The sequence below is a fragment of the Gluconacetobacter brunescens genome, assembly GCF_048695475.1.
Taxonomy (GTDB): domain Bacteria; phylum Pseudomonadota; class Alphaproteobacteria; order Acetobacterales; family Acetobacteraceae; genus Gluconacetobacter.
The window spans coordinates 1,179,185-1,203,456 of the sequence record NZ_JBLHEN010000002.1 but is presented as its reverse complement, the minus strand read 5'-3'; the positions used below and the strand labels follow the sequence as shown (position 1 = coordinate 1,203,456).

Sequence of the window (24,272 nt, the reverse complement as noted above, 5' to 3'; positions counted from 1 at the left end):
TGGATAAACGATACAGACAATCGAAGGGGTGCCGACAGTGATCCCGGCATATGATGAGGGCACATCCATTATCGGACGATGCCTCATGACCCACTCCCTTTTTCCACCGAGCGCGTTCCCCGCCCCGGCACCTGTGGGGCGTATACCGGTGACCTTGCTGACCGGGTTTCTGGGGGCCGGCAAGACGACCTTTCTCAACTGGCTGACACGCTGCCCCACGATGGTCGGCGCCGCCGTGCTGATCAACGAATTCGGCGAGGTCGGACTGGACCACCATCTGGTGGATTTCGTCGATGAATCGCTGGTCATCCTCGAATCGGGTTGTCTGTGCTGCACCATGCGCGGCGATCTGGTCGCGGCCCTGAAGGGGCTGCATGGACGGCTGTCGCGGCGCGAACTCCCGGCGTTGACCCGCATCGTGATCGAAACGACGGGCCTCGCCGATCCGGTTCCCGTCATCAATACTCTGATGGAAGACCGTTTTGTTGCCGCGCGTTTCGTCTGTGACGGTATCCTGACCGTAGTGGATGCCACCCGCGCTCTCGATCAGATCGCGCGGCATACCGAGGCGCGGCGTCAGGTGGCCGTCGCCGACCGGTTGCTGATCAGCAAGACCGATCTGGCCGACCGCGCGACAGGCCTGGCCCTTGAAAGACGTCTGAAAGACATGAATCCGGCCGCCACGATCCTCGATCTCGATACGATCCGCCGGTCCGGTACGGGTGATCCGGCCTGTTTGTTCGGTGCCCTCGACGGTCTTGCGGATAAAGGCGCGAACCTCGCGCGCTGGCTGGGCGAAGAGGGCGCTCAGCGCGCGTCGGACGATCGCCATAATGGCCCGCCTCGGCAGGGAAGGGATTTATCCGGGCATCATGATAACGCGGTCAGAAGCTTTGTCGTGCGTTTTGATGATCCGGTTCCCTGGTATGGTTTCGCCGTGACCATGGGTCTCATTCTTCAGACGTACGGCGCGAGGCTCCTGCGTATGAAAGGGCTCATGAACAGTATCGCGGATATCCGCCCCGTTATCGTTCAGGGCGTACAGGCGGTCGCTTATCCCCTTGCACGCCTCTCGGGATGGCCCGCGGGCAATTTTGCGGACCAGCGGGGCTGTCTCGTCTTCATTTGCGACGGATTGCATGAAACGGAGGAGGCGGAGATCCGGGCAGCGCTGTCGAATCTGCCGACCGATTCGGCAGCGTTGCGCATGGCTGCCGCGACCCCGCTGTTGCCGACGCGGTGTTGGCTTAAAGACCGTCTGCCGATGACGCTTGATGGATTGCCCCGGCATGATGCCTTCGTCATCCAGGCACCGCCCTTCAGTCTGGGACGCAGGCGCTCCGCATGATGAACGCGGCCGGGTTATCGGACTGGATCTCTCAGAACCTGACCGAACATGAGTTGAGTCATTTCAGAAGGTTGTAATGATAGGATTGCGACAATCCGCGAGATCCCAATGGCGCCCCGGATGCTGGAGCGGAAATAGTCGGGTCCGTCGCTTCCGGCGGATAAGTTTGTCCAGCGTCAGGTTCGAGGCCGCCCGACGAAGCCGCGCGTTCTCCTTCTCCTGTTCCATCATCCAGCGAGCCTGATCGGTTCTCAGGCCGCCATAGCTCTGCTCGTCCGCCATTCCTTCCAGTCTGCAAAATGCGCATAGCAGACCAGCAGGATACGCCAATGTTTCGGTTGTACATCCGATATTCGTGGCTCTGAAAAGCAGACTTGGCTTTGCCCTGTCAGCCTGCTCGCCTTGGCTTCCGCTCAATCACCTCCATAGGGTAGTCGTCACCGTGCTGGGATATCTACGACGCAGGGCGCATTATCGTGCCTGCTTGTCCTAAAATCTCCCAGAACATTTTGACATATTGCTGTAGTATAATATCGAACGAAGAAATTTTACAGGAAATGCCTCTTAAATCGAGGATAAAATGGGGCTGTTTCTTTTCATTATTGGTCTTCTCCGGTGAGGAATCATTCCGAAGATGTCGAATGGCAATTGAAGACCATCGTGCAACCGATCAATTTTCAATATGTCGAACAGACGGCTTCAGCCTCTTTATGAATCGTGCCGATAGATTGCCAGTGCCGGAAAGTTGAAATGACAAATGCCGCGTCATCGGTCAAATCGGAAAAGCCGAGTGAGGTAAGATCGGTGATTTATGTATTCCTATTCAAATAAGCATGCGGGTTGCTGTCTTTTAAACGGTCAACACTGAATTCAAGGGGCTGTTTTGCTGAAATGCCGTGTCTTGTCAGTCGGCAGGTGTTGGCGTAACTGGGATCCATCAGAACCTTGAGCCGACTTGACCATATCCGGTTTGCGGGGCCGCGCTTCAGGTCCATACACCTCAAAGACGTTGGGATTGCGATGAACGCCTATTCAGATTACCTGACCGAAATCAAGGACAGAGCAAATCAAGGGCTCGCTCCCAAGCCGATCGACGACGGCGCTCTCGTCCGTGACATTATCACATTGATTGAGGACGCCGGTAACGAGCACCGGGCGGATGCCCTCAAGTTCTTCATTTACAATACGCTGCCCGGCACCACGAGCGCCGCCGAGGTCAAGGCGGCCTTCCTGAAGAAGATCGCCCTGGGCGAAACGATCGTCCCGGAGATCACGCCCGTCTTTGCGCTCGAACTTCTTTCGCACATGAAGGGTGGCCCGTCGATCAAGGTGCTGCTTGACATCGCCCTCGGCGATGGCCCGCTGGCCAAGCAGGCGGGCGAAGTGCTGAAGACCCAGGTCTTCCTCTATGACGCCGACATGTTCCGGCTGCGCGATGCCTACAAGGCGGGCAATGCCATCGCGAAGGACGTGCTCGAGAGCTATGCCAAAGCCGAATTCTTCACCAAGCTTCCGGACGTCGAGGACGAAATCCAGGTTGTGACCTTCGTCGCGGCCGAAGGCGATATCTCGACCGACCTGCTGTCGCCGGGCAACCAGGCGCATTCGCGCTCGGACCGCGAACTGCATGGCAAGTGCATGATTTCGCCGGAAGCACAGCAGGAAATCGTCGCGCTGCAGAAGCAGCACCCCGGCAAGCGGGTGATGATGATCGCCGAAAAGGGCACGATGGGCGTCGGCTCGTCGCGCATGTCGGGCGTGAACAATGTGGCGCTCTGGACCGGCAAGCAGGCCAGTCCCTACGTTCCCTTCGTCAACTTCGCTCCGATCGTCGCGGGTACCAACGGCATCTCGCCGATCTTCGCGACCACCGTCGACGTGACCGGCGGCATCGGCCTGAACCTGAAGAACTGGGTCAAGAAGACCGACGCGGACGGCAAGCCGATCCTCAATAACGACGGCAACCCCATCCTCGAGCAGAAATACTCGGTCGAGACCGGCACCGTCCTGAAGATCGACGTGAAGAACAAGCAGCTCCGCGACGAGGACGGCAAGGAGCTGGTCGACGTCGCCGCCGCGTTCACGCCCCAGAAGATGGAGTTCATGAAGGCGGGCAGTTCCTACGCCATCGTCTTCGGCAAGAAGCTCCAGACATTCGCGGCCCAGACGCTGGGGATCGAAGCGCCCCCCGTCTTCGCGCCGAACAAGGAGATCACGGTCAAGGATCAGGGCCTGACCGCGGTCGAGAAGATCTTCAACCGCAACGCCGTCGGTGTCACGCCGGGCAAGGTCCTGCATGCGGGGTCGGACGTTCGCGTGAAGGTGAATATCGTCGGCTCCCAGGACACGACCGGCCTGATGACGGCGCAGGAGCTCGAGGCGATGGCGGCCACCGTCATCTCGCCGCTCGTGGATGGTGCATACCAGTCGGGCTGTCATACGGCATCCGTGTGGGACAAGAAGGCGCAGGCCAACATCCCGAAGCTCATGAAATTCATGAACGATTTCGGCCTGATCACCGCGCGTGACCCCAAGGGCGTCTATCACGCGATGACGGACGTGATTCACAAGGTCCTGAACGACATTACCGTGGATGATGCGGCCATCATCATCGGCGGCGACAGCCATACCCGCATGTCCAAGGGCGTGGCCTTCGGCGCCGACTCCGGCACCGTGGCACTGGCGCTGGCCACGGGCGAGGCGACGATGCCGATCCCGCAGTCGGTCAAGGTCACGTTCAAGGGCACGATGCAGCCGCATATGGACTTCCGTGACGTCGTGCACGCGACCCAGGCGCAGATGCTCAAGCAATGCGGCGACAACGTTTTCCAGGGCCGCGTCATCGAGGTGCATATCGGCACGCTTCTTGCCGACCAGGCCTTCACCTTTACCGACTGGACAGCCGAGATGAAGGCGAAGGCGGCCATCTGCATCTCGCAGGACGAGCCGCTGATCGAATCGCTGGAAATCGCCAAGTCGCGCATCCAGATCATGATCGACAAGGGCATGGACAATGCCGCAGGCACATTGAAGGGCCTGATCGCCAAGGCCGACAAGCGCATTGCCGAGATCCGCTCGGGCGAAAAGCCCGCGCTGGCGCCCGACAGCAACGCGAAATATTTTGCCGAGGTCGTGGTTGACCTCGACCAGATCGACGAGCCGATGATCGCCGATCCCGATGTGAACAATCCCGATGTGTCCAAGCGCTATACCCACGACACGATCCGCCCGGTTTCCTACTACGGTGGCACCAAGAAGGTGGACCTCGGTTTCGTGGGCTCCTGCATGGTGCATAAGGGCGATATGAAAATCGTGGCCCAGATGCTCAAGAATCTGGAGAAGGCACAGGGAAAGGTGCAGTTCAAGGCCCCGCTGGTCGTCGCCGCGCCGACCTACAATATCATCGACGAACTGAAGGCCGAGGGCGACTGGGAAATCCTGGAGCGCTATTCCGGCTTCGAATTCAACGACCTGCTGCCGAAGGCCACCGCGCGGACCGAATACGAAAACATTCTCTATCTGGAGCGTCCGGGCTGCAACCTGTGCATGGGCAATCAGGAGAAGGCGGAAAAGGGCGATACCGTTCTGGCGACGTCGACCCGTCTGTTCCAGGGCCGTGTCGTCGAGGATTCCAGCGAGAAGAAGGGTGAATCGCTTCTGGCTTCGACTCCTGTCGTTGTGTTGTCGGCTATCCTTGGCCGGATGCCGAGCAATGATGAATACAAGGCTGCCGTCGAAGGCATCGATCTGACCACGTTTGCTCCGCCAAAGGTTGCTCCGATCGATTCCGCGTCTGTCCATTACTAAGGCGTGTGGTCAGTCGGCGTCGGGGCTTGCCAGCCCCGCACGTCTGTTTGATCTGCGAGGTTTCTCCCTGTTTTCCGGGAGAAACCTGAAGGCCTCGATATTGGTCCAAGCGATGACCAGTGCAGCGGATAAAGGATCTTCTCCCGGGGGCGCGAGCCTCCGGGTGTCCGTTCAGGCACAAGGAAAAGAAGGGGCGGTCTGGCTTTTTCCGTTCCGCCCCGTTCCTGTCAGGCCGGGGTAGCCACCCCCGGCTTAAAAGGCTGGGTATTCGGCGTCCCGGCTCCGTCCGCCTCGAGTGCGTCTTCGGGCAGGCGCTCCGCCAGCAAGGCGCGGCGTTGTCCGAGCCATGCCCCGTCGAGCATGTGGTCCCGGCGCGGGAAGCGTGTGTTCGGATGGATCAGGATACTCAGCCCCTGATGATTGAGCATCAGCCAGGGCACCAGCGTCGCGAAGAGCGTGGTCTCGAAGGCCACCTGGTACATGGGCAGGGTATGAGGCCCGACCGGTACCTCATGCCAGCGGCCGAGGCGCACGACAAAGCGTTCGGCGATGGCGGCGCGCAGACATTCGGCGGCCGCGCGCTCGTTCGATCCTTCGAAATAGACGTGGGCATGGTAACTGGCGATCGTTTCGACCTGCCGGATCGGCTCGGGCATCAGCGTCATGTCGCCTTCCATTGGGCGGCCCGCTCGGGCCGGGCCTCGGACAGTGCCTTTTTCACGCCCGCCATGTCGAGATCCGCCGCATAGACCGGCGTGCCGGGCTGCTGCCGCCAGGATTCGCTCAGTCCGCCGGCATCGACCGGATCGAAGCCGAGATCATTCACCAGATCCAGTACGATGGCCTTCGCGGTAGGGTCGTCACCGGCGACCGGCAGGGCGATGCGCCCGCGTGTTCCCTGCGGTTTGCCGTTTTCCAGCAAATGCAGGAAATATATGGTGTTGAACACCTTGATGACCGGATGGCCGATTGTCTGCTCGACCCAGCGGCTTTCCGGCTGGCCGTCCTCGATCGCCGCAATCCGGCCGTCCCGTTGCTGTGGGTAGTAGTTCCCGGTATCGACGACCGGCAAGGCTGGCGGCACATCGGCGAACAGATCGTGGGGAAGGTGCGGGACGTTCTTCTCCGGGATCGTCAGCACGATCAGGTCGACGTCCTTCACCGCTTCCTGGGGCGTGACCGCAGTCGCGCCGGTTTCGGCTGCGAGGTCACTCAGGGTAGCGGGGTCGCGGGAGTTGGCCACCAGAACGGTATGTCCCAGTGCCGTCAGGCGCCGGGTCAGGGTGCTGCCAATGTGGCCGGCACCGATAATGCCTATTTTCATATGCGTCTCCGGTGGCTGGGCGTCAGTCGCCATGTGGAACTATGAACGGCAGGCTACCGGAACAAGACCCTCGCAAGAGGGGCCCACACATCTTCCCCGTTCAGGCGCAGCGAGCGCACAAGCACAAGGGTTCCAAACGGATCAGACGTTTTTTGGTTCTTTGTTTTCAAAAAAGAACAACCGGCTTCTATCCCTCCTCCCCAACCAACTGCCGCTCCGCCGGCAGAATGGCTTCCAGCGCGCCTCCCCATGCCAGCACCTGCTCGTCGGCGAAACGATGGCCGACGATCTGCATCCCGACCGGTAGCCCATCCCTCGCGTGACCGATGGGCACGGACAGCGCCGGCAGTTGCGGCAGCAGGTTGAAGGGGCAGGTCATATCCAGCCCCCGGAAGCGGCCATCGGGCCGGATGGCATTATAATCGTCGTCGGTTTCGGTCACGGCGGGCGCGGTGATGGCGCAGGTGGGGCAGAGCAGGGCGTCGTACTGCGTGTAAAGCCGCGCCATGTCCCGCCACATGGCGGTGCGCAGCAGTTCGATCCGCTTGTAGGTCGTGGCATTCATCTCCAGCCCGCGTGTGATCATCGCCACTACCGCCGGGTCCATCCGGGCGTGGCCGGTGGCCAGCGCGTCGCCGAAATAGGCCGACATGAACACGCACCACAGATCGAACCACTGGTCGTTGACCGCGCGGGTCCACGCCATGGCCACGTCGTCGACAACGGCACCGGCCCGGCGCAGGGCATCGGCCGCCTGCCCGACCACGGCCGCGACCTGCGGCTGGACGGCATAATAGCCCAGGTCGCGCGACAGCGCGAAGCGCCGCCCCCGCAGTGTTCCCGCCCGCGCCGCCGCCCCATCGAAGTCGATCGGCAGCGAGGCGATATCCTCGTCGCTGGCGCCCGCCGCCACCTCCATGAAGGAAACGGCATCGCCCACGGTGCGGGCCAGCGGCCCGAAATGGGAAATGCTGTCGAACTGGCTGGGCAGGATGGTCATCGGAATCCGCCCGATACTGGGCTTGAAGCCGACGACGCCGCAGAAGGCGGCGGGAATCCGCACCGACCCGCCCATGTCGGTGCCCTCGGCGAACGGCACCACCCCCGTTGCCACCGCGACGGCCGAGCCGCCCGACGATCCGCCGGGGCTGCGGTCGGGGTTCCAGGGGTTGCGGGTCACGCCCCAGCGTGGGCTGCTGGTGAAGCTGGAATAGGCGAATTCCGGGGTCGTCGTCTTGCCGATCAGGATCGCGCCCGCCGCTTGCAGGCGGCGGATGCACAGCGCGGTTTCCGCCGGCCGCCAGTCGGGCCGCGTCCAGGAGCCCAGCGTCGTCAGGTCGCCGGCGGTGGGGGTCAGGTCCTTGGCGACGAACGGCACGCCGTGCAGCGGCCCGGTGGGGCCGCCGCCGGTCACCGCCGCATCGGCTCGGCGGGCGGCATCCATCGCCTGTTCGGCACGGATCAGGGTGAAGGGATTCAGCGTCGCCTGGGCAATCTCCGCCCGGCGGATCGATTCCGCGACGACCGCTTGGGCGCTGAACCGGGCGGCGCGGATGCCCTGTGCGATGTCCCGCGCGGTCAGGTCCAGCGGATGGGTCATGACGGCACGCCGGCCACCGTGCCCGCTTGCCTGCGGCGGGCGGCTCTGCTCCCCTGCGCGGGGCGGCAGGAATGAGGAGGCGGTGTTTCATGCATTCGGTATCCGGGCCGCCCGCCGACGATCTGCCCTTCGCGGCCTGGAACGCGGCCGTGGCCGCCACTGCCGCCGCAATCGGCACGCGCCGGTTTCCCGATGCCCTGATGGCGATGCTGCGAATGCTGGCATCGGCGCAGATGCTGAACGGGTTTTTCTACGCGCCCGACGGGCGCGCGTTCGACCTGTATAACGAAAGGCTGGCCGCCGACCGCGCCCTGATCGTGGATTGTTATCTCGCCGGCACCTTCGTGCTCGATCCGTTCCACGATGCCGTCATGGCGGACGGCCGGGCCCGCATGATCGCGATGGACGAATGCGCGCCCGACGGATTCACCGAGACCGAATATTACCGGCTGCATTATGCGGCGACACGGATCGTCGATGAGGTCGGCTTCGTCATCCCGCTGGCCGAGGGATGCATCGGCGTGCTGTCCCTGTCCCGTCTCGTTCCCGCGCCGCCTTTCACCGGCGCGGAACGGGGCCGGCTGCGCGCCGCCGCCCCGATCGTCTGCGCCTTCGGTCACCGGCACTGGTTTCACGCGCCCAGTCGCGTGCGCCGGGGCGGAGGCACGGGGCCGCTGGCCAGCATCGAAGATTCGCGGCTCACCCGCCGCGAAATCGAGATCGTCACCCTGATCCTGAAGGGCCATTCCACCCCGTCGCTGGCGGCGGTGCTGGGGTGCGCGCCCAATACGGTCAAGGTCCATCGCCGGCGGATCTACGCCAAGCTGGGCATTTCCAGCCAGACCGAACTGTTCCACCTGTTCTGGCACTAGGGGCGGCCTCACCGTGCCTGTTCCGTGTCGAGATGCATATCGGGCGGCACACGGCGAAACCCCCGTGTCCGCCAGCCCAGCCAGCCGATGCCGAGCACCAGCCACACCAGGCCCAGCACCCGCGCATGGCGGTCGAGATGCCAGAGCAGAAAGAGGTCGCAGAGCGTCCCCAACGCCGGCAGGACCACGCCCGCCAGCACCCCCAGCGCGCGCAGGGGTCGGTCGCCTTTCAGATACAATGCGATCACCGAGAGATTGACGGCGGCAAATCCCAGGAAGGCCCCGAAATTGATGAAGGAAGCCGAGGTCGCGACATCCATCGCCAGCGCCCCCAGCCCGACCGCCCCGACCAGAAGCAGATTGGCGACCGGCGTCCGCCAGCGCGGATGCAGCCGGCCGAAGAAGCCCGGCGGCAGGACCCGGTCGCGCCCCATGGCATAGAGCAGGCGGCTCACGCTGGCCTGCGCGGCCAGGCCCGAGGTGAATTGCGCCACCACCAGCGTCGCCAGAAAGACGACCACGAACAGGTCGCCGCCGATGGCCCGGGCGATTTCGACCCCCGCCGCGTCGGGCGCGGCGAAATCCGCCCCGGGATGCGCCAGTTGCGTCAGATAGGCGGACAGTACGAAAATCACGCCGCTGCCCAGCGCGATGATCAGGATTGCGCAAGGCATGGTGCGCCGTGCGTTGCGGGTTTCCTCGGCCAGCGTCGTCACGGCGTCGAAACCGAGGAAGGAATAGGCGGCGATGGCCGCCCCGGCCACCGACGCCGAAAACGGCACACCCGCCCTGAAGAAGGGGGTCACGGCCAACAGCCCGCCCGGGCCGTCCAGCACCAGCACGTAGCGGGCCGCCAGCGTCAGGAAGGCCACGAGTATGGCGAACTGCGCCAGCATCAGCAGGATATTCACCCGGTTTGCGCAGGCGATCCCGACGACGTTGATCACGGTCGTCAGCACGATAAAGCCGATGATCCAGGCCCAGCCCGGAACGCCCGGAAAGGCGGAGGCGAGATAGGCCGCCCCGATCAGCCAGATCACCATCGGCAGGAAGATGTAATCCAGCAGCACGGCCCACCCGACCAGAAAGCCGATGCGCGGACCGATCGCATGCCGCGCGTAGCTGTAGGCCGACCCGGCGACCGGATGGGCACGGGCCATGACGCGATAGCTCAGCGCCGTCAGCAGAATCGCCGCCGCCGCGACCAGGTAGGCCATCGCCGCCGTACCCCGGCTGGCGGTCGCCAGCGTGCCGAAGGTACCCAGCACGATCATCGGCGCCATATAGGCCAGGCCGAACAGCACGACGGACCACAGGCCGAGCGTACGGTCGAGTTTCACATTGCCGCCCACCGCGTCCTCCCTGCCTTGGCAGCATGGCGCGGCCGTGCGGCGGTGGCCATAATCCCAAAGGGGTATGGCCCGGGGCAGGATCACAGAAGACAATCAAATCACGAAGGATGTTCGTATTAATAATATCCACATGACATCATGAATAAAGTCTGATCAAACGACAGTGCGTGATGATACGTCAGGAGGCGACGATGGTCTGGACGGGCCGCGCCCGCCCGGCGTCTATGATGATGACTGTACATCCGCTTTGTGATGCATGTTGTGAAAGAGGCTGATCACCATGGCTGAAACCTCCGGGGCCAAACCATCTGGGGCTGGATCGACCGGCCGCGTGTCCGAAACGCCCGTCGAGCCGTTGATCCTCGACCGCTGGTCCCCGCGTGCCTTTGCCGCCGCCCCGATTGCCGAAGCAGACCTGCTGGCCTTTCTCGATGCCGGCCGCTGGGCACCCTCCGCCTATAATTCCCAGCCCTGGCGCTTTCTCTACGCCCGGCGGGACACACCCGACTGGGAACGCTTTCTCTCGTGGCTGATCCCGTTCAACCATTCCTGGGCGCAGCATGCCTCGGCGCTGGTCTATGTCGCCTCGCACACGGTGACGAACGCGGCGGGGCAGGCCGAGCCCCTACCCGCCCCCACTCATGCCTTCGATGCCGGCGCGGCGGCGGTTCTGGTGCAGCTTCAGGCCGCCCGCGCCGGCTGGGCGACGCATCCGGTCAGCGGGTTCGACAAGGAAGTCGCCCGCGCGGGTCTGGAACTGCCGGACGATTACGCGCTGAACGCGGCGATCGTCATCGGCCGTCAGGGACCGGCCGACATCCTGCCCGAGGGGCTGCGCGCCCGCGAAACGCCATCGGGCCGCCGGCCGCTGTCCGAATTGGCCTTCGAAGGGCGGTTCCCGGCTCAAACCGACGCATAGCCCGGTCGGGGGGCGGTCGTTCAGGCCGCTCCCCTTACTGTGTACGCGCCTGCGGCCTCCAGCGGTTGAGCAGCAGGGAATTGCTGACCACGGAGACGGAACTCATGGCCATCGCGGCGCCGGCCACGATCGGGTTCAGCATGCCCAGCGCGGCCAGCGGCAGCCCCAGAATATTGTAGATAAAGGCAAAAAACAGGTTCTGCCGGATCTTCGAAAGCGTGGCGCGCGAGAGCGAAATCGCATCCAGAACGCTGGTCAGTTCGCTGTTCATCAGCACCACACCCGCCGTATCCAGCGCAATGGCCGAACCGCCACCGATCGCGAAGCCCACATCGGCCGCCGCCAGCGCGGGCGCATCGTTGATGCCATCCCCCACCATGCCGACCACCTGGCCCTGGGCATGATATCGTTCCACACCCTCCGCCTTGTGGCCAGGCAGCACGCCGGCCAGATAATCGTCGACGCCGACCTGCTGTGCCACCATCGCCGCCGCGCGCTGATTGTCCCCGGTCAGCATCACCACCCGGATTCCGGCCTTCTTCAGCGCCGTCACGGTCGCAACCGCGTCCGGCCGCAGTCTGTCCGCCAGGGCGATATACCCCAGCACCCGCGCGGCAAGCGCCACGCCGATAACGGTCTTGCCCTCGCTCTCCAGCCGCCCGACCAGGGCCTCATCAACGGCAAGCCCGGCATCCGCCAGAAAGCGTGGCGAACCCAGTCGGGCAATGGCGCCGTCCAGCATGGCCGTCACCCCCAGCCCGGCGACCGCCTGAAAATCCACGACGGCCCGTTCGGCACTGTGGGCGGCCCGTGCATGCTCCACGATCGCGCGCGCCAGCGGATGTTCCGAATCCCGCTCCAGCGCGTAGGCCACCCCCAGCAACTCGTCCTCGCTGCTTCCCGGCGCCGGGTGAATGTCGCTGACGGTCGGCCGGCCTTCCGTCAGCGTGCCGGTCTTGTCCATAATGATGGTCGTCAGCTTCTCCGCCTGTTCCAGCGCGTCCGCATTGCGAAACAGAATGCCCGAACGCGCCCCCAGCCCCGTTCCGACCATGATCGCGGTCGGCGTGGCCAGGCCGAGCGAACAGGGGCAGGCAATCACCAGCACCGAAACCGCCGAAACCAGGGCCCAGGTGGCATTCCCCGTCACCCCCCAGCCGGCAAGAAACGTCACCAGCGCAATCGCCACCACGGTCGGGACGAAAATGTTCGAAACCCTGTCGGCCAGCCGCTGCACGCTGGCCTTGGACCCCTGCGCCTGCTCGACCATCCGCACGATGTGCGCAAGCGCGGTATCCGCACCCACACCGGTCGCCCTGGCCCGCAGCACGCCGTTGGCATTCATGGTGCCGCCGAAGATCCGGTCCTCGGGCTTCTTGAGCACGGGCATGCTCTCGCCCGTCAGCATGGCCTCGTTGACGTCCGACGCGCCCTCGATCACCGTCGCATCGACGGGCACGCTCTCGCCGGGGCGGATGACGACAACATCCCCCACCCGGATCTCGGCCACTGGCCGGTCGATCACCGTGCCGCCGCTTTCGACATGCGCGACCGGCGGCTGAAGCTGAAGCAGGCGCTCGATCCCGGCGCTGGCCTTGTTCTTCGCCCTTGTCTCCATCAGCTTCCCGAGCGAGATCAGCGTGAGGATGGACGCGCTGGCCTCGAAATAGACGGGCTGATGAAGCTGGAACAGCACCACCACGGCGCTGAACCCATAGGCAATGCCGGTGCCCAGCACCACCAGCACATCCATGTTGGCCGAGCCCCCGCGCAGCGCGTTCCAGGCCCGCCGATACAGATGCCACGCACAGAAGACCTGCACGGGTGTCGCAAACACCAATTGCAGCCAGCCGGGCATCATCGCCATATGCCCGGCGAGCATCCCCAGCATCTGCACGAAGAAGGGCAGGGAGAGGACCGCCGTCAGGATGAACAGGTTGCGCTCGGCAATCCATGTCTTCGCGCGCTCGGCCTTCGGGTCCTCGCGTACGCCGTCATCCAGCCGCTTCGCGCCGAAGCCGGCCTTTTCGATCCGGGTGATGAAGGTCTCGGGCTCCACGATACCGGGCACGAACATGATATGCGCGCGCTCGGTCGCGAAATTCACGGTTGCCCGCGTCATGGGCAGCTTGTTGAGGATTTTCTCGATGCGGGCGGCGCAGGCCGCGCAACTCATGCCCGAGAGGGAAAGGTCGATGCTGCGTTCCGCGACATCGAACCCGGCCTTGCGCACGGCCGCGACGACGGAATCAATGGACGTGGAGGGATTGTCCAGAACGACCTGCGCGCGTTCGGTGGCAAAATTCACCGTCGCCGTCACGCCCTCCTGCCGGTTCAGCACGTTCTCGATGCGGGCGGCGCAGGCCGCGCAACTCATGCCGCCAACCGGAAAACTGACCGTCACGGACACTGTTTCTCTCCCCGGGAATGCGCTCTGGATATCATACCCCATCCCGGTATGATCAAGAGGATGATTTTCAGCGCCGACAGGAGGCAGGACAGGCATGGCAACACAGCGTCGAAAGCCGACTGCCGCCGGCCCATGCACGGATTGCGCGGTCGCGACGGATGACACAGGCAAGCGCGTTCGTCAGCCGCAGAAAAAGGCCCTGATCAACCGCCTGCGCCGGATCGAGGGGCAGGTCGGCGGCGTGCTGAACATGGTCGAGAACGACCGGTATTGCGTGGACATCCTGATGCAGATCTCCGCCGTGAAATCGGCGCTGGATGGCGTCGCCATCCAGGTCCTGTCCACGCATGCCAGCGGGTGTGTCCGCAAGGCGGTGGAAGAGGATGGGGGCGAAGACGCCATCGACGAACTGCTCGGCGTCGTCAGGCGCATGCTGCGTTAGCACCCGCCCGACCTTCTCAAAGCCTGTTTGGAAATGTGCGCTGGCGAGCGAGAGCGGCCCGGAACGGGCCGCGCCCGTCGTGTGTTTCCGAGCATCGGAGCGGAGCGGCCTTGATGGCCGTGAGCACCGAAGCACAGGAAACGCGCGTCGGATCGCCGCCAGCGTGGATTTCCAAGCAGGCTTTCAGCGGTCCAGGGTCGCTTTAGGAGAAGCCTGCGTCGATGCCCCCATTGCCATGCCATGGCAGGTGGCACTCTGCTGCTTCATTTTCGCCGACAGGGCCTTGCCCTGCTTTTCCTGGCTTTCAAGGCTGGAACAGAGCGCCATCTGCTGTTCCATCGACATCCCGGCCATCGGGTCGGGCGCCTGCGTCGCAGACGATGTTTTCATGGAATCCATGGTCATGCCCGGTGTCATCCGCATCGGCGCGGCATGGGCCGTGCCGGCGAAGAACGCAGCCATCAGGATGAAGAGAATATAACGCATGGAAATTTCCTTTCTTCGTTTGTGAATATTCAGAACCAGCTTCGGATACCGAAGGTAAAGCGAAGGGCGCCGGTCTCCCCGCCCTGGTCGCGGACGATGCGCCGGGCCTGGGTCAGATGCCCCGCATAGGTCACGGCCACGTAAGGCGCGAATTTTCGCCAGATCTCGTACCGCAGGCGCAGCCCGGCATCGACATCCGACAGCCCGGCGCCAACCTGCCGCCCCGCATCGGCCTTGGTGTACAGATTGAATTCGGCCTGCGGCTGAAGGATCAGCCGGTTGGTCAGCAGGAAATCGTAAGACCCTTCCAGGCGGGTGGCGAAACGCCCCCGGTCGCTGACATAGGCCGTGGCCTGAACCTCGAACTGATAGAGCGCAAGCCCCTGTATGCCCAGCGCGCCCCAGGTGCGGGTCGGCCCGTCATCGAGATCCGCCCGCACACCGCCCTGAAGATTGAAATAGGTCGAGATCGCGCGGCTGTAGAGAAGCTCGTGGTCGCCATCGCCCAGCTTGCCGTTCTGGACCGTCCCTTCGGATTTGAGCCAGATCCGGTTATAGTCCGTGCCGTACCAGGCCTCTCCATCCCAGCGGAAAGCGGAGCCGGCGGGCGCATACCGTCCTTCGAATTCATCAAGAATACCATGGAAATAACGTGCCTGGTCCATGACGGGCGGCATGTTGCCCAGATAGGCGACCGGTATCGCCGACGGCGCATCGGCGGCGACATAATGCGTGCCCGAATCCTGCGCCCAGGCCGGCCCTGCGAGCAGGAGCGGCACAAGCGCCGCGCCCAACACTGCGCCCCTCATGCCACGATCACCGTGCGGAACATGCCAAGATCCATGTGGTACATCAGATGGCAGTGATAGGCCCACATGCCCGGCACATCCGCGGTCACGAGATAGCTCAGGCGCGACCCTGGCTGCGAGATGATCGTGTGTTTGTAAGGGCGATACGTCCCCTGGCCGTTTTCCAGCTCGCTCCACAATCCGTGCAGATGGATCGGGTGCTCCATCATCGTGTCGTTGATCAGCGTAAAGCGCACCCGCTCGCCCAGTTTCAGCCGGATCGGCCCCGATTCCGAGAATTTCCGGCCGTTGAAGCCCCAGATATAGCGCTCCATGTTCCCGGTCAGATGCAGGATGATCTCCCGCGTGGGCGGGCGCGGATCGGCGCCCGGCCGGGTGGCTCTCAGTTGCCTGTAATTCAGGACCCGCCGGCCGTTATCCTCCAGCCCGTCTCCGGGGCTGCCCAGGCGGTCCACCGGCATCGCGGCGACATTCTGGTTCTCTACATTGATCGGCGGCGGCCCGGGATCATCCACCTCCATCTTCGGCATGGGCATGTCGCCCATGGAGGGCATGTCCATGCCCTTCATGCTCTCGCCCGGCTTCATGTCTCCCATGCCCATGTCGATCATCGTGCGCACGGGGCGTGGATCCATCGGCGGAATCGCGCCGGCCATGCCCGCCCGTGGCGCCAGCGTGCCGCGGGCAAAACCCGTGCGGTCCTCGCTCTGCGCGAAGATCGTATAGGCCCGGTCCTCCTTCGGCCGGATGATCACATCATAGGTCTCGGCCACGCCGATCCGGAATTCGTCGACCGGAACAGGTTCCACGTCGTTGCCGTCGGCCTGCACCACCAGCATCTCCAGGCCGGGAATGCGGATATCGAAGAACGTCATGGACGCGGCGTTGATGAAGCGCAGGCGAACGCGCTCGCCGGGCCGGAACAGGCCGCTCCAGTTCATGTCCGGCGCATGGCCGTTGAGCAGATAGGTGTAGATGATCCCGCTGACATCCGAGATGTCCGTGGCGGCCATCCGCATCCGCGACCATGCCAGCCTGTCCTTCAGCGCGGCGATCGCGCTGCCGGCCTTGCGCGCTTCCGCCGGAAAGGACGCGGCAGTACGCTGGCGGAAAGTGTAGTAATCCCCCTGCATCTTCAGGTTGCTGACGATGTCCGACGGCGCCACATCGGTCCATTCCGACAGCAGGATCACATAGTCCCGGTCACAGGGTTCCGGGCCCGGCTCGCGCGGGTCGATCACGATGGCGCCGTACAGCCCCTGCACTTCCTGCATGCCGGAATGGCTGTGATACCAGTATGTCCCGCTCTGATGGACGCGAAAGCGATAGGTAAAGGTCTCGCCCGGCGGGATGCCGGTAAAGCTCACGCCCGGCACGCCATCCATGTCTGCCGGCAGACGGATGCCATGCCAGTGGATGGAGGTGTCTTCATCCTCCAGCCCGTTGGTCACGTTGATCGCAACGCTGTCGCCTTGTCGCCAGCGCAGGACGGGGCCGGGAACCGTGCCCCCGATACAGGGCGCGTTCAGGGATTTGCGGTCGATTTCGATACGCGAACGGCCGACATTCAAATTCCAGGTCGCCGAGGCGGCAGGCGGCAGCATGCCGGACGGCATGGCCTGCGCCTGCGACGGGCGCGGGAGGGCGGCCAGAAGACCACCAGCCCCCGCACGCGCAACAAAACGGCGACGTGTCAGGCCGCCCGCCATGCGGGACGGTATGGACATGATAAAGGATCCGCTAGGAGGCTGTTTGCAAAGTCACCCTGCCGGCGATCCGACGTGCATTTTCTGCGCGTCGGTGCTCACGGCCATCAGGGCCGCTCCGCTCCGATGCTCGAAAATACCCGCCGGCCGTGCCGCTTCGCGGCACTCTCGCTCGGCAGGCCGACTTTTCAAACAGTCTCTGAAAGATTGTCAGAACCGGCCATCAACAAGGACGGCAGGACGCAAGACGCCCGTCAGGCGTTCAGACAGCGCGGATTTTCGGTGGCTTGAAAGACGGCATCCCGTCAGTGCTGGGGGGAACCGCCAGATTGTACGCCACAAAGGGCTGCTTCCGCATTCCCGGTTGCGGCCCAAGCGATAGAATCGCCGCCGGTGGCGAGAGATCGGTCGATGCGGCATGGACATGACAGCATTTGTCGCTGTGGTTCATGTCGGCGCAATGGTGCGTCACCATGGTGGCCCCGTGATGATGCATCACCGGGGGCGCTTCCGCGCGGGCGGGAACGAAGCCGACCAGCAGCCAGACCTGCATCAGCAGGCAGACCAGAAGACCTGTCGAAATCCGGGCATGTGTCCTGACCATTCAGGGCTCCTGTGCTCCGACGCGAAAACGCGGCTTCAACGGCCCGTATACCCTCTGGGGGCATACGGGGAAAGTCTTTTCCGGGATGGGTTTCGTTCAGGCGTCCTTGCCGAACAGGGCGGTCAGGCTGGCCGACCCCAGGGAATGGCTGTGCAGGAAGAAGCCGACCATCGCGCCCGAGGCATCGCTGGGCACGCTGAGCGTCTCGGTATCCAGCGCGTGGACGGTAAAGATGTAGCGGTGCGCCGGTCCGGGCGGCGGGGCGGCGCCGCCATAGACATTCCCGCCGAAATCGGTGCGGGTCATGCACGCGCCTTCGGGCAGATCGGCGTCGCCCGACCCGGCACCGGCAGGCAGGCTGGCGACGGTGGCGGGAATATTCACCACAACCCAGTGCCACCAGCCCGAGCCCGTGGGGGCATCGGGGTCGTACATCGTGATGGCGAAGCTGCGCGTGCCCTCGGGCGCGCCGCTCCAGGCCAGCGGCGGCGAGATATTGCCGCCGCGATAGCCCATGCCGTCAAAGACCTGGGCATCCGGCAGGCGCTCGCCGTCCTTGAAGGCCCGGCTGGTCAGGGTGAATGTCATATGGGTCTGTCCTTCGCTTACCAGTTCTTGCTGACCAGCCAGAATTCTTCCGACGTCAGGGTGATGACGGCACCGCCGGCCGGGGATTCCGAGGCCGCTTCGGCCAGGGCCGCGATGCGCTGCACCATCAGCGTCTTGCGCACATGGGCCTCGGAGGTTTCATCGCTGCTTTCCAGGACGGTCAGCGCGGATTTGCAGGCACGGGCGACGCGGGCGGCGTCAAGCGCGGCATAGGACATGGCTCAGGCTCCGGTTTGCATTGCAAGGGCACCATTCTGACCGCCGCCGCCGCCGCTGTCCAACCGTCGCATCATGCTGGCCACGCGGCGCCGGATTCCGTAAACGGGGCATCCGATGAGTGATCAAGTCTCCGATTTCGATTTCGACCTGCCCCACACGCTGGTCGCCGAGCACCCGGCGCGCCCGCGCGATGCCGCACGCCTGCTGGACATCATGCCAACGGGCCCGTTCCACGACCGGGTGGTGCGCGACCTGCCGTCGCTGCTGCGGCCGGGCGACCTGCTGGTGGCCAACGACACGGCCGTCATCCCCGCCCAACTCGATGCCAGGCGCGGCGAAGCGAAGATCGGCATCACGCTGGACCGGATCCTGCCCGACGGCACATGGCACGCGCTGGCCCGCAACGCCCGCCGCCTGCGCGCCGGCGATGTGCTGACCTTTCCCGGCACGCCCAACACGGCGGCCATCGTGTCGCGTGACGACGAAGGCGGGGTGATCCTGCGCTTCGATACCGGGGGCGCGGCGTTCGACGCCTTTCTCCAGCAGGCGGGCGTGCTCGCACTCCCCCCCTATATCGACCGCCCCCAGGGACCCACCGAACAGGACCGGCAGGACTACGCCACCATCTTCGCCGCCCATCGCGGCGCCGTAGCCGCACCTACCGCGGGCCTCCACTTCACCCCCCAGCTTCTGGCGGCGCTGGATGCGGCGGGGGTGGAGCGCTGCACGCTGACCCTGCATGTCGGGGCCGGCACCTTCCTGCCGGTACGCGGCGACAGCATCGCCGGCCACCGCATGCATGCCGAACGCGGCGTGATCACCGAGGAGACGGCCGAACGGCTCAACCGTACCCGCCGCGCGGGCGGCCGGATCGTGGCCGTCGGCACCACCTCGCTGCGCCTGCTGGAAAGCGCCGCCGACCCCGACGGCACGATCCGGCCCTTCGACGGCGACACTGCGATCTTCATCCGCCCCGGCTACCGTTTCCGGGCGGTGGACCTGCTGATGACCAATTTCCACCTGCCGCGCTCGACCCTGTTCATGCTGGTCTGCGCCTTTGCCGGATATGACAGGATGCGCGACGCCTATGCCCATGCCATCGGCACGGGGTACCGTTTCTATTCCTATGGCGACGCATGCCTGCTGCATCGCGCGCCGACGCCGGGGGAAACGGGAGCATGAGCACGTCATTCCGCTGGGTCGAGCAGGCCCGTTCCGGCCGCGCACGGGCGGGGCATCTGCATACCGCCCACGGCGTGGTGCCGACTCCGACCTTCATGCCCGTGGGCACTGTCGGCACCGTCAAGGCGATGACGATGGATGCGGTGCGCTCGACCGGCGCCGGCATCGTGCTGGGCAACACGTATCACCTGATGCTCCGGCCGGGGGCGGAACGGGTGCGCGCCCTGGGCGGCCTGCATCGCTTCATGGACTGGCCGGGGCCGATCCTGACCGATTCCGGCGGCTTCCAGGTCATGTCGCTGGGCCCGCTGCGCAAGCTTGACCAGGACGGGGTAACGTTCAGTTCGCATATCGACGGCTCCAAGCACCGGCTGACGCCGGAACGCTCGACCGACATCCAGCACGCGCTGGATGCCACCATCACCATGTGTTTCGACGAGTGCCCGGCCCTGCCGGCCGCGCCCGAGGTGATCGCGCAATCGATGCGGATGTCGATGCGCTGGGCCGGGCGCTGCCGCGAGGCCTTCGTGCAGCGCCCCGGCTACGCCCAGTACGGTATCATCCAGGGCGGTACTGAAGCCGAGTTGCGGGCCGAGAGCGTGCGCGCCCTGACCGGAATCGGCTTCGAAGGCTACGCCATCGGCGGCCTGGCGGTGGGCGAGGGGCAGGACCTGATGTTCTCGACCCTGGACGCCACCACGCCGCTGATTCCATGGGACAGCCCGCGCTACCTGATGGGCGTCGGCACGCCCGACGACCTGCTGGGCAGTGTCGAACGCGGCGTGGACATGTTCGACTGCGTCATGCCCACCCGGGCCGGGCGCACGGCGCGCGCCTATACCGAGCGCGGCACGCTGAACCTGCGCAACGCGCGGCACGCGGTGGATTCGCGCCCGATCTCGCCGCATTGCGATTGCCTGGCCTGCGCCCGGCATAGCCGCGCCTATCTGCATCATCTGTTCCGGGCGAACGAGATCCTGGGGCCGATGCTGCTGACCTGGCACAATCTGGCCTATTACCAGCGACTTATGCGCGGCATCCGGGCGGCGATCGTCGAGGGCACGCTGGAGGCGCATGCGGCATGGCTGCGCGCGCAATGGGCGATGGAGGACTGGACTCCGGACGAGATGCCGCTGCCCGACATTCCGCCGGTTCCGTGATGGCAAGCAGCCTGCCGACCGGCCGGGCCGTCGCGCTGCGCAATGCCATTCGCGACAAGGCGCTGGCGCTGGGCTTCGACGCGGTGGGCTTCTGCGCAGCCGCGCTGGGGGACGATGCCCGGCGGCGCCTGGCCGATTTTCTGGCGGCCGGCCATCATGGCACGATGGGCTGGCTGGCCGACCGGGTGGAGCAGCGCGGCGATCCGCGCGCCTTGTGGCCCGAGGCAAGGAGCGTGATCGCGCTGGGCCTGTCCTATGCCCCACCCGGCGACGCGCTGGCAACGACACGTCTGGCGGACCGGGGAAACATCTCAGTCTACGCCCGCCATCGCGATTATCACGATGTGGTCAAGGGCATGCTCAAGCATCTGGCCCAGTTCGTGGTGGCGCAAGGAATGCGCGCGGGCGTCACGCCCGAGGTCAAGGTCTTCGTCGATACCGCGCCGGTGATGGAAAAGCCCCTGGCCGAGCAGGCGGGGCTGGGCTGGCAGGGCAAGCACACCAATCTGGTCTCGCGCCGGCATGGAAGCTGGCTGTTCCTCGGCGAGATCTACACCAGCCTGGACCTGCCGGCGTCCGACGAATCCGGCGGGCGGTGCGGGTCGTGCCGCCGCTGCCTGGATGCCTGCCCGACCGATGCCTTTCCCGCGCCGTACCAACTGGATGCGCGGCGCTGCATTTCCTACCTGACGATCGAAAATCCCGGGCCGATTCCCGAGCCATTCCGTGAGGCGATGGGCAATCGGATCTATGGCTGCGACGATTGTCTGGCCGTCTGCCCCTGGAATCGTTTTGCCACGGAGTCGCGCCATATGAAGCTGCGTGCGCGTGAGGATCTGACGGCACCGCGCCTGGCCGAACTGGCGCGGCTGGACGACGCCGGGTTCCGTGCCCTGTTCTCGGGCTCGCCCGTCAAGCGGATCGGCCGGGACCGGTTCGTGCGCAATGTGCTGGTGGCCATCGGCAATTCGGGGCAGGCGGCCTTGCTGCCGGTAGCGCGGGATTTGTGCGAGGACGCGAACGCGGTGGTGGCCGAGACCGCGCGCTGGACGGTCGGGCGATTGGCCGAATGAGTGGCGGTCTGGTCAAGCGCAGCCTGATCCTGTCCGGACATCGGACCAGCGTGGCGCTGGAACCCGAATTCTGGGCGGCGTTGGAGGCCATGGCCCGCACGCGCGCAATGGGCTTGCCCGCGCTGATTGCCGGGATCGATGCCGCGCGCGATCCGGCTCGGCCACTGGCGTCGGCGCTGCGGGTCGCAGCGTTGCACGCGGAGCAGGCACGCGCTGATTTGGGGGGGACGCCACCCGCGTGCTAGACCGTAATCGGTCCGGACATCTGGGCGGGAAAAATGGCGATCTGGGGTAAATTATTCGGTGGTGTGGCGGGGTTCGCGGTCGGCGGCCCCATGGGAGCCGTGGTGGGCGCGGCCCTTGGTCATGCGGCCGACAACGGGTCGATTCTGGAAACGCCCGTCGGCGGTTGGACCGACCGCTGGGCCCCGAGGATGAATGCCGACCCGAACGGGGCGGCGACCTTCGTCGCGGCCAAGCTGGCCTCGGTGATGGGCAAGCGCGACCAGCTCTATGGACTGGTGATGGTGGTGCTCTGCGCCAAGGTTGCCAAATGCGACGGGCCGGTGAATCGGGCCGAGATCGATGCTTTCAAGCGACGGTTCCAGATTCCCGCCGAGAATGCGAGCGATGTGGGGCGCCTGTTCGACCAGGCGCGGCAGCGGGTCGACGATTTCGAGGCCTTCGCTACCGAGCTGGGTCGCGCGTTTCATGATAAGCCCGAGATGCTGGAAGAGGCGCTGGCCGTCCTCTTCGTGATCGCACGCGCCGATCTGGGCCAGGATGAGGCACTGCATCCGGCGGAAATCCGCTTCCTGCGGCGGGTGCATCAGGCCTTCGGCCTGAGCGCCGGCGCGTGGGACCGCGCTGAATCCGGCGGCGCGCGGCCCGATGTCAGCGAGATCGACGCCTATGCCGTGCTCGGCGTGGCACGCAATGCGACGGACAGCGAAGTGCGCGCGGCCTGGCGCGTTCTGGTGCGCGAACATCACCCCGACGCCATGACGGCCCGTGGTGCCGACGAAGCGGCGGTCGAGGCGGCAGCCGGGCGGATTGCCCGGATCAACGCCGCCTGGGACCGCGTTAAGCGCGACAGGAAGCTTTGAGGCTCATACCGTCGGCTTATTTCACGCGCCTGACGGTAGCCGCCACCGTATGGGCCAGGGCGCGATAAGCCTGGCCAGCGGGGCTGTCGGGCGCCGAGATCACGATGGGGGCGCCGGCGTCGGCGCTGGCGCGGATATCGGCCAGCAGCGGGATTTCGCCCAGGAAGGGCACGCCCAGCGCCTCGGCCTCGGCCCGGGCGCCCCCATGGCCGAACAGGTCGGTGCGGTGGCCGCAGTTCGGGCAGCAGAAATAGGACATGTTCTCGACCATTCCCAGGACGGGGACGTTCATCTTCTCGAACATCGCGATCCCGCGCCGCGCATCCAGCAGCGCGATGTCCTGCGGGGTGGAGACGATGACCGCTCCGGCCAGCGAGACCTTCTGGGCCAGGGTCAACTGTGCGTCGCCGGTGCCGGGCGGCATGTCCACCACCAGCACGTCCAGCGCGCCCCATTCCACCTCGCCCAGAAGCTGACCCAGCGCACCCATCACCATCGGGCCGCGCCAGATCATGGCCTGGCGCTCATCCACCAGCAGCCCGATGGACATGGCGCGGATGCCCCACGCCTCCAGTGGCGCCATGCGGCCGTCGCGGACCTGCGGCGGCTGGTGCAGGCCCATCATGCGCGGCAGCGATGGGCCATGGATGTCGGCGTCAAGCAGGCCGACGCGCAGGCCCTCCATCCCCAGCCCGACGGCCAGATTCACGGCGGTGGTCGACTTGCCGACCCCGCCCTTGCCCGAGGCCACGGCGATCACCGTGCGCACGTCCGGCAGGATCGGCCCCTGCGCGGGCCGGCCGCCGGGGCCGCCGAGATTCAGCGGCCGGTGGCCTCCGCCCGGCGCCGGAGCGGGAGCGGCTGCCGGGCGATGGGCGGTCAGGATCACGCTGGCGGCGACGACGCCGGGCAGCGCCCGCAATGCCTGTTCGGCCGCCGGCAGCAGGGGCTGGATACGCCCGGCTGCTGCCCGCTCGGTGGCCAGGGCGACATGCAATGTCCCGTCGCGCAGCATCGTTGTGTCCAGGGCCGCATGGTCCAGGATTGTGGATCCGTCCGCGTCGCGGACCTGGCGCAGGATATCGGCGATCCGCGCCGGCGTGGGTTCCGTCATGGTCTGTCCTTCCGTGGCGGCCGCGCGGAGCGTGGTCGCGTCGTTGCCCGGACATAGGCGAAAACCGTCTGCGCGCAAATCGGAATGGTCGCGCCCGCGTCTTCGGGGCATATGTAAGAAATCGCAACGG

23 protein-coding genes are annotated in these 24,272 nt (G+C 65.2%); 10 read left to right on the top strand and 13 right to left on the bottom strand.

The window, feature by feature from the left end; translation table 11 throughout:
- Positions 1–85: 85 nt before the first annotated feature.
- Complete coding sequence (locus ACMAUO_RS17745) at positions 86–1,348, top strand: CobW family GTP-binding protein (RefSeq protein WP_420358208.1); 1,263 nt, start codon at positions 86–88, stop codon at positions 1,346–1,348.
- Between the two features lie 63 nt (positions 1,349–1,411).
- Here the strand turns inward: ACMAUO_RS17745 and ACMAUO_RS17740 are convergent, their stop codons facing one another.
- On the bottom strand, positions 1,412–1,630 hold the full coding sequence (locus ACMAUO_RS17740; protein WP_420358322.1) for a hypothetical protein: 219 nt from the start codon (positions 1,628–1,630) through the stop codon (positions 1,412–1,414).
- A gap of 738 nt (positions 1,631–2,368) precedes the next feature.
- Between ACMAUO_RS17740 and ACMAUO_RS17735 the strand changes: the two genes are divergently transcribed.
- Entirely contained in the window at positions 2,369–5,155 is a 2,787-nt protein-coding gene (locus tag ACMAUO_RS17735; protein WP_420358207.1) for a bifunctional aconitate hydratase 2/2-methylisocitrate dehydratase, read from the top strand.
- 227 nt (positions 5,156–5,382) lie between these two features.
- Here the strand turns inward: ACMAUO_RS17735 and ACMAUO_RS17730 are convergent, their stop codons facing one another.
- The 3 genes from ACMAUO_RS17730 to ACMAUO_RS17720 form a co-directional block, all read right to left on the bottom strand.
- The gene (locus ACMAUO_RS17730; protein ID WP_420358206.1) at positions 5,383–5,820 is read right to left on the bottom strand and encodes a DOPA 4,5-dioxygenase family protein; all 438 of its coding nucleotides are present in this window, start codon (positions 5,818–5,820) and stop codon (positions 5,383–5,385) included.
- On the bottom strand, positions 5,817–6,479 hold the full coding sequence (locus ACMAUO_RS17725; RefSeq protein WP_420358205.1) for an NADPH-dependent F420 reductase: 663 nt from the start codon (positions 6,477–6,479) through the stop codon (positions 5,817–5,819). The genes ACMAUO_RS17730 and ACMAUO_RS17725 overlap by 4 nt, the downstream gene beginning before the upstream one ends.
- Positions 6,480–6,666: 187 nt before the next feature.
- Positions 6,667–8,079, bottom strand: coding sequence for an amidase (locus ACMAUO_RS17720; RefSeq protein WP_420358204.1), 1,413 nt, complete (start codon positions 8,077–8,079; stop codon positions 6,667–6,669).
- A gap of 89 nt (positions 8,080–8,168) precedes the next feature.
- Between ACMAUO_RS17720 and ACMAUO_RS17715 the strand changes: the two genes are divergently transcribed.
- Positions 8,169–8,951 (top strand): helix-turn-helix transcriptional regulator, encoded by a 783-nt coding sequence (locus ACMAUO_RS17715; RefSeq protein ID WP_420358203.1) that lies wholly within the window; start codon positions 8,169–8,171, stop codon positions 8,949–8,951.
- An 8-nt stretch (positions 8,952–8,959) separates the two neighbouring features.
- On the opposite strand, the gene ACMAUO_RS17710 is transcribed toward ACMAUO_RS17715, so the two are convergent.
- A complete protein-coding gene (locus tag ACMAUO_RS17710) occupies positions 8,960–10,303 on the bottom strand; it encodes an APC family permease (protein ID WP_420358202.1) in 1,344 nt (447 codons plus the stop codon).
- Positions 10,304–10,583: 280 nt separating this feature from the next.
- On the opposite strand from ACMAUO_RS17710, the gene ACMAUO_RS17705 reads away from it, so the two are divergent.
- A complete protein-coding gene (locus ACMAUO_RS17705) occupies positions 10,584–11,222 on the top strand; it encodes a nitroreductase family protein (RefSeq protein ID WP_420358201.1) in 639 nt (212 codons plus the stop codon).
- A 34-nt stretch (positions 11,223–11,256) separates the two neighbouring features.
- Here ACMAUO_RS17705 and ACMAUO_RS17700 read toward each other — a convergent pair whose 3' ends face one another.
- Positions 11,257–13,632, bottom strand: coding sequence for a heavy metal translocating P-type ATPase (locus ACMAUO_RS17700; protein ID WP_420358200.1), 2,376 nt, complete (start codon positions 13,630–13,632; stop codon positions 11,257–11,259).
- A gap of 94 nt (positions 13,633–13,726) precedes the next feature.
- On the opposite strand from ACMAUO_RS17700, the gene ACMAUO_RS17695 reads away from it, so the two are divergent.
- A complete protein-coding gene (locus ACMAUO_RS17695) occupies positions 13,727–14,074 on the top strand; it encodes a metal-sensitive transcriptional regulator (protein ID WP_420358199.1) in 348 nt (115 codons plus the stop codon).
- A 183-nt stretch (positions 14,075–14,257) separates the two neighbouring features.
- On the opposite strand, the gene ACMAUO_RS17690 is transcribed toward ACMAUO_RS17695, so the two are convergent.
- From ACMAUO_RS17690 to ACMAUO_RS17665, 6 genes are all read right to left on the bottom strand, one after another.
- Positions 14,258–14,560: a hypothetical protein gene (locus ACMAUO_RS17690; protein ID WP_420358198.1), complete on the bottom strand. Its 303-nt coding sequence runs from the start codon at positions 14,558–14,560 to the stop codon at positions 14,258–14,260.
- A 29-nt stretch (positions 14,561–14,589) separates the two neighbouring features.
- Complete coding sequence (locus tag ACMAUO_RS17685; protein ID WP_420358197.1) at positions 14,590–15,369, bottom strand: copper resistance protein B; 780 nt, start codon at positions 15,367–15,369, stop codon at positions 14,590–14,592.
- Complete coding sequence (locus ACMAUO_RS17680) at positions 15,366–17,096, bottom strand: copper resistance system multicopper oxidase (RefSeq protein WP_420358196.1); 1,731 nt, start codon at positions 17,094–17,096, stop codon at positions 15,366–15,368. The genes ACMAUO_RS17685 and ACMAUO_RS17680 overlap by 4 nt, the downstream gene beginning before the upstream one ends.
- Positions 17,097–17,337: 241 nt before the next feature.
- On the bottom strand, positions 17,338–17,679 hold the full coding sequence (locus tag ACMAUO_RS17675) for a hypothetical protein (protein ID WP_420358195.1): 342 nt from the start codon (positions 17,677–17,679) through the stop codon (positions 17,338–17,340).
- A 96-nt stretch (positions 17,680–17,775) separates the two neighbouring features.
- Positions 17,776–18,267 (bottom strand): kinase inhibitor, encoded by a 492-nt coding sequence (locus ACMAUO_RS17670; protein ID WP_420358194.1) that lies wholly within the window; start codon positions 18,265–18,267, stop codon positions 17,776–17,778.
- Between the two features lie 17 nt (positions 18,268–18,284).
- Positions 18,285–18,506, bottom strand: a complete 222-nt coding sequence (locus tag ACMAUO_RS17665; protein ID WP_420358193.1) for a hypothetical protein — start codon at positions 18,504–18,506, stop codon at positions 18,285–18,287.
- 115 nt (positions 18,507–18,621) lie between these two features.
- On the opposite strand from ACMAUO_RS17665, the gene queA reads away from it, so the two are divergent.
- From queA to ACMAUO_RS17640, 5 genes are read left to right on the top strand one after another with little or no spacing between them, the layout of a single operon-like run.
- Positions 18,622–19,689, top strand: coding sequence for a tRNA preQ1(34) S-adenosylmethionine ribosyltransferase-isomerase QueA (queA, locus tag ACMAUO_RS17660; protein ID WP_420358192.1), 1,068 nt, complete (start codon positions 18,622–18,624; stop codon positions 19,687–19,689).
- A complete protein-coding gene (gene tgt / locus ACMAUO_RS17655) occupies positions 19,686–20,849 on the top strand; it encodes a tRNA guanosine(34) transglycosylase Tgt (RefSeq protein ID WP_420358191.1) in 1,164 nt (387 codons plus the stop codon). Before queA ends, tgt begins: the two co-directional genes overlap by 4 nt.
- Positions 20,849–21,922 (top strand): tRNA epoxyqueuosine(34) reductase QueG, encoded by a 1,074-nt coding sequence (gene queG / locus ACMAUO_RS17650; protein ID WP_420358190.1) that lies wholly within the window; start codon positions 20,849–20,851, stop codon positions 21,920–21,922. The genes tgt and queG overlap by 1 nt, the downstream gene beginning before the upstream one ends.
- Positions 21,919–22,167 carry a ribbon-helix-helix domain-containing protein gene (locus ACMAUO_RS17645; protein ID WP_420358189.1) on the top strand — a complete coding sequence of 83 codons (249 nt, stop codon included), beginning with the start codon at positions 21,919–21,921 and terminating at the stop codon, positions 22,165–22,167. Before queG ends, ACMAUO_RS17645 begins: the two co-directional genes overlap by 4 nt.
- Before the next feature lie 33 nt (positions 22,168–22,200).
- Complete coding sequence (locus tag ACMAUO_RS17640; protein WP_420358188.1) at positions 22,201–23,028, top strand: TerB family tellurite resistance protein; 828 nt, start codon at positions 22,201–22,203, stop codon at positions 23,026–23,028.
- Positions 23,029–23,044: 16 nt separating this feature from the next.
- On the opposite strand, the gene ACMAUO_RS17635 is transcribed toward ACMAUO_RS17640, so the two are convergent.
- Positions 23,045–24,142 (bottom strand): Mrp/NBP35 family ATP-binding protein, encoded by a 1,098-nt coding sequence (locus ACMAUO_RS17635; protein ID WP_420358187.1) that lies wholly within the window; start codon positions 24,140–24,142, stop codon positions 23,045–23,047.
- Positions 24,143–24,272 lie beyond the last annotated feature (130 nt).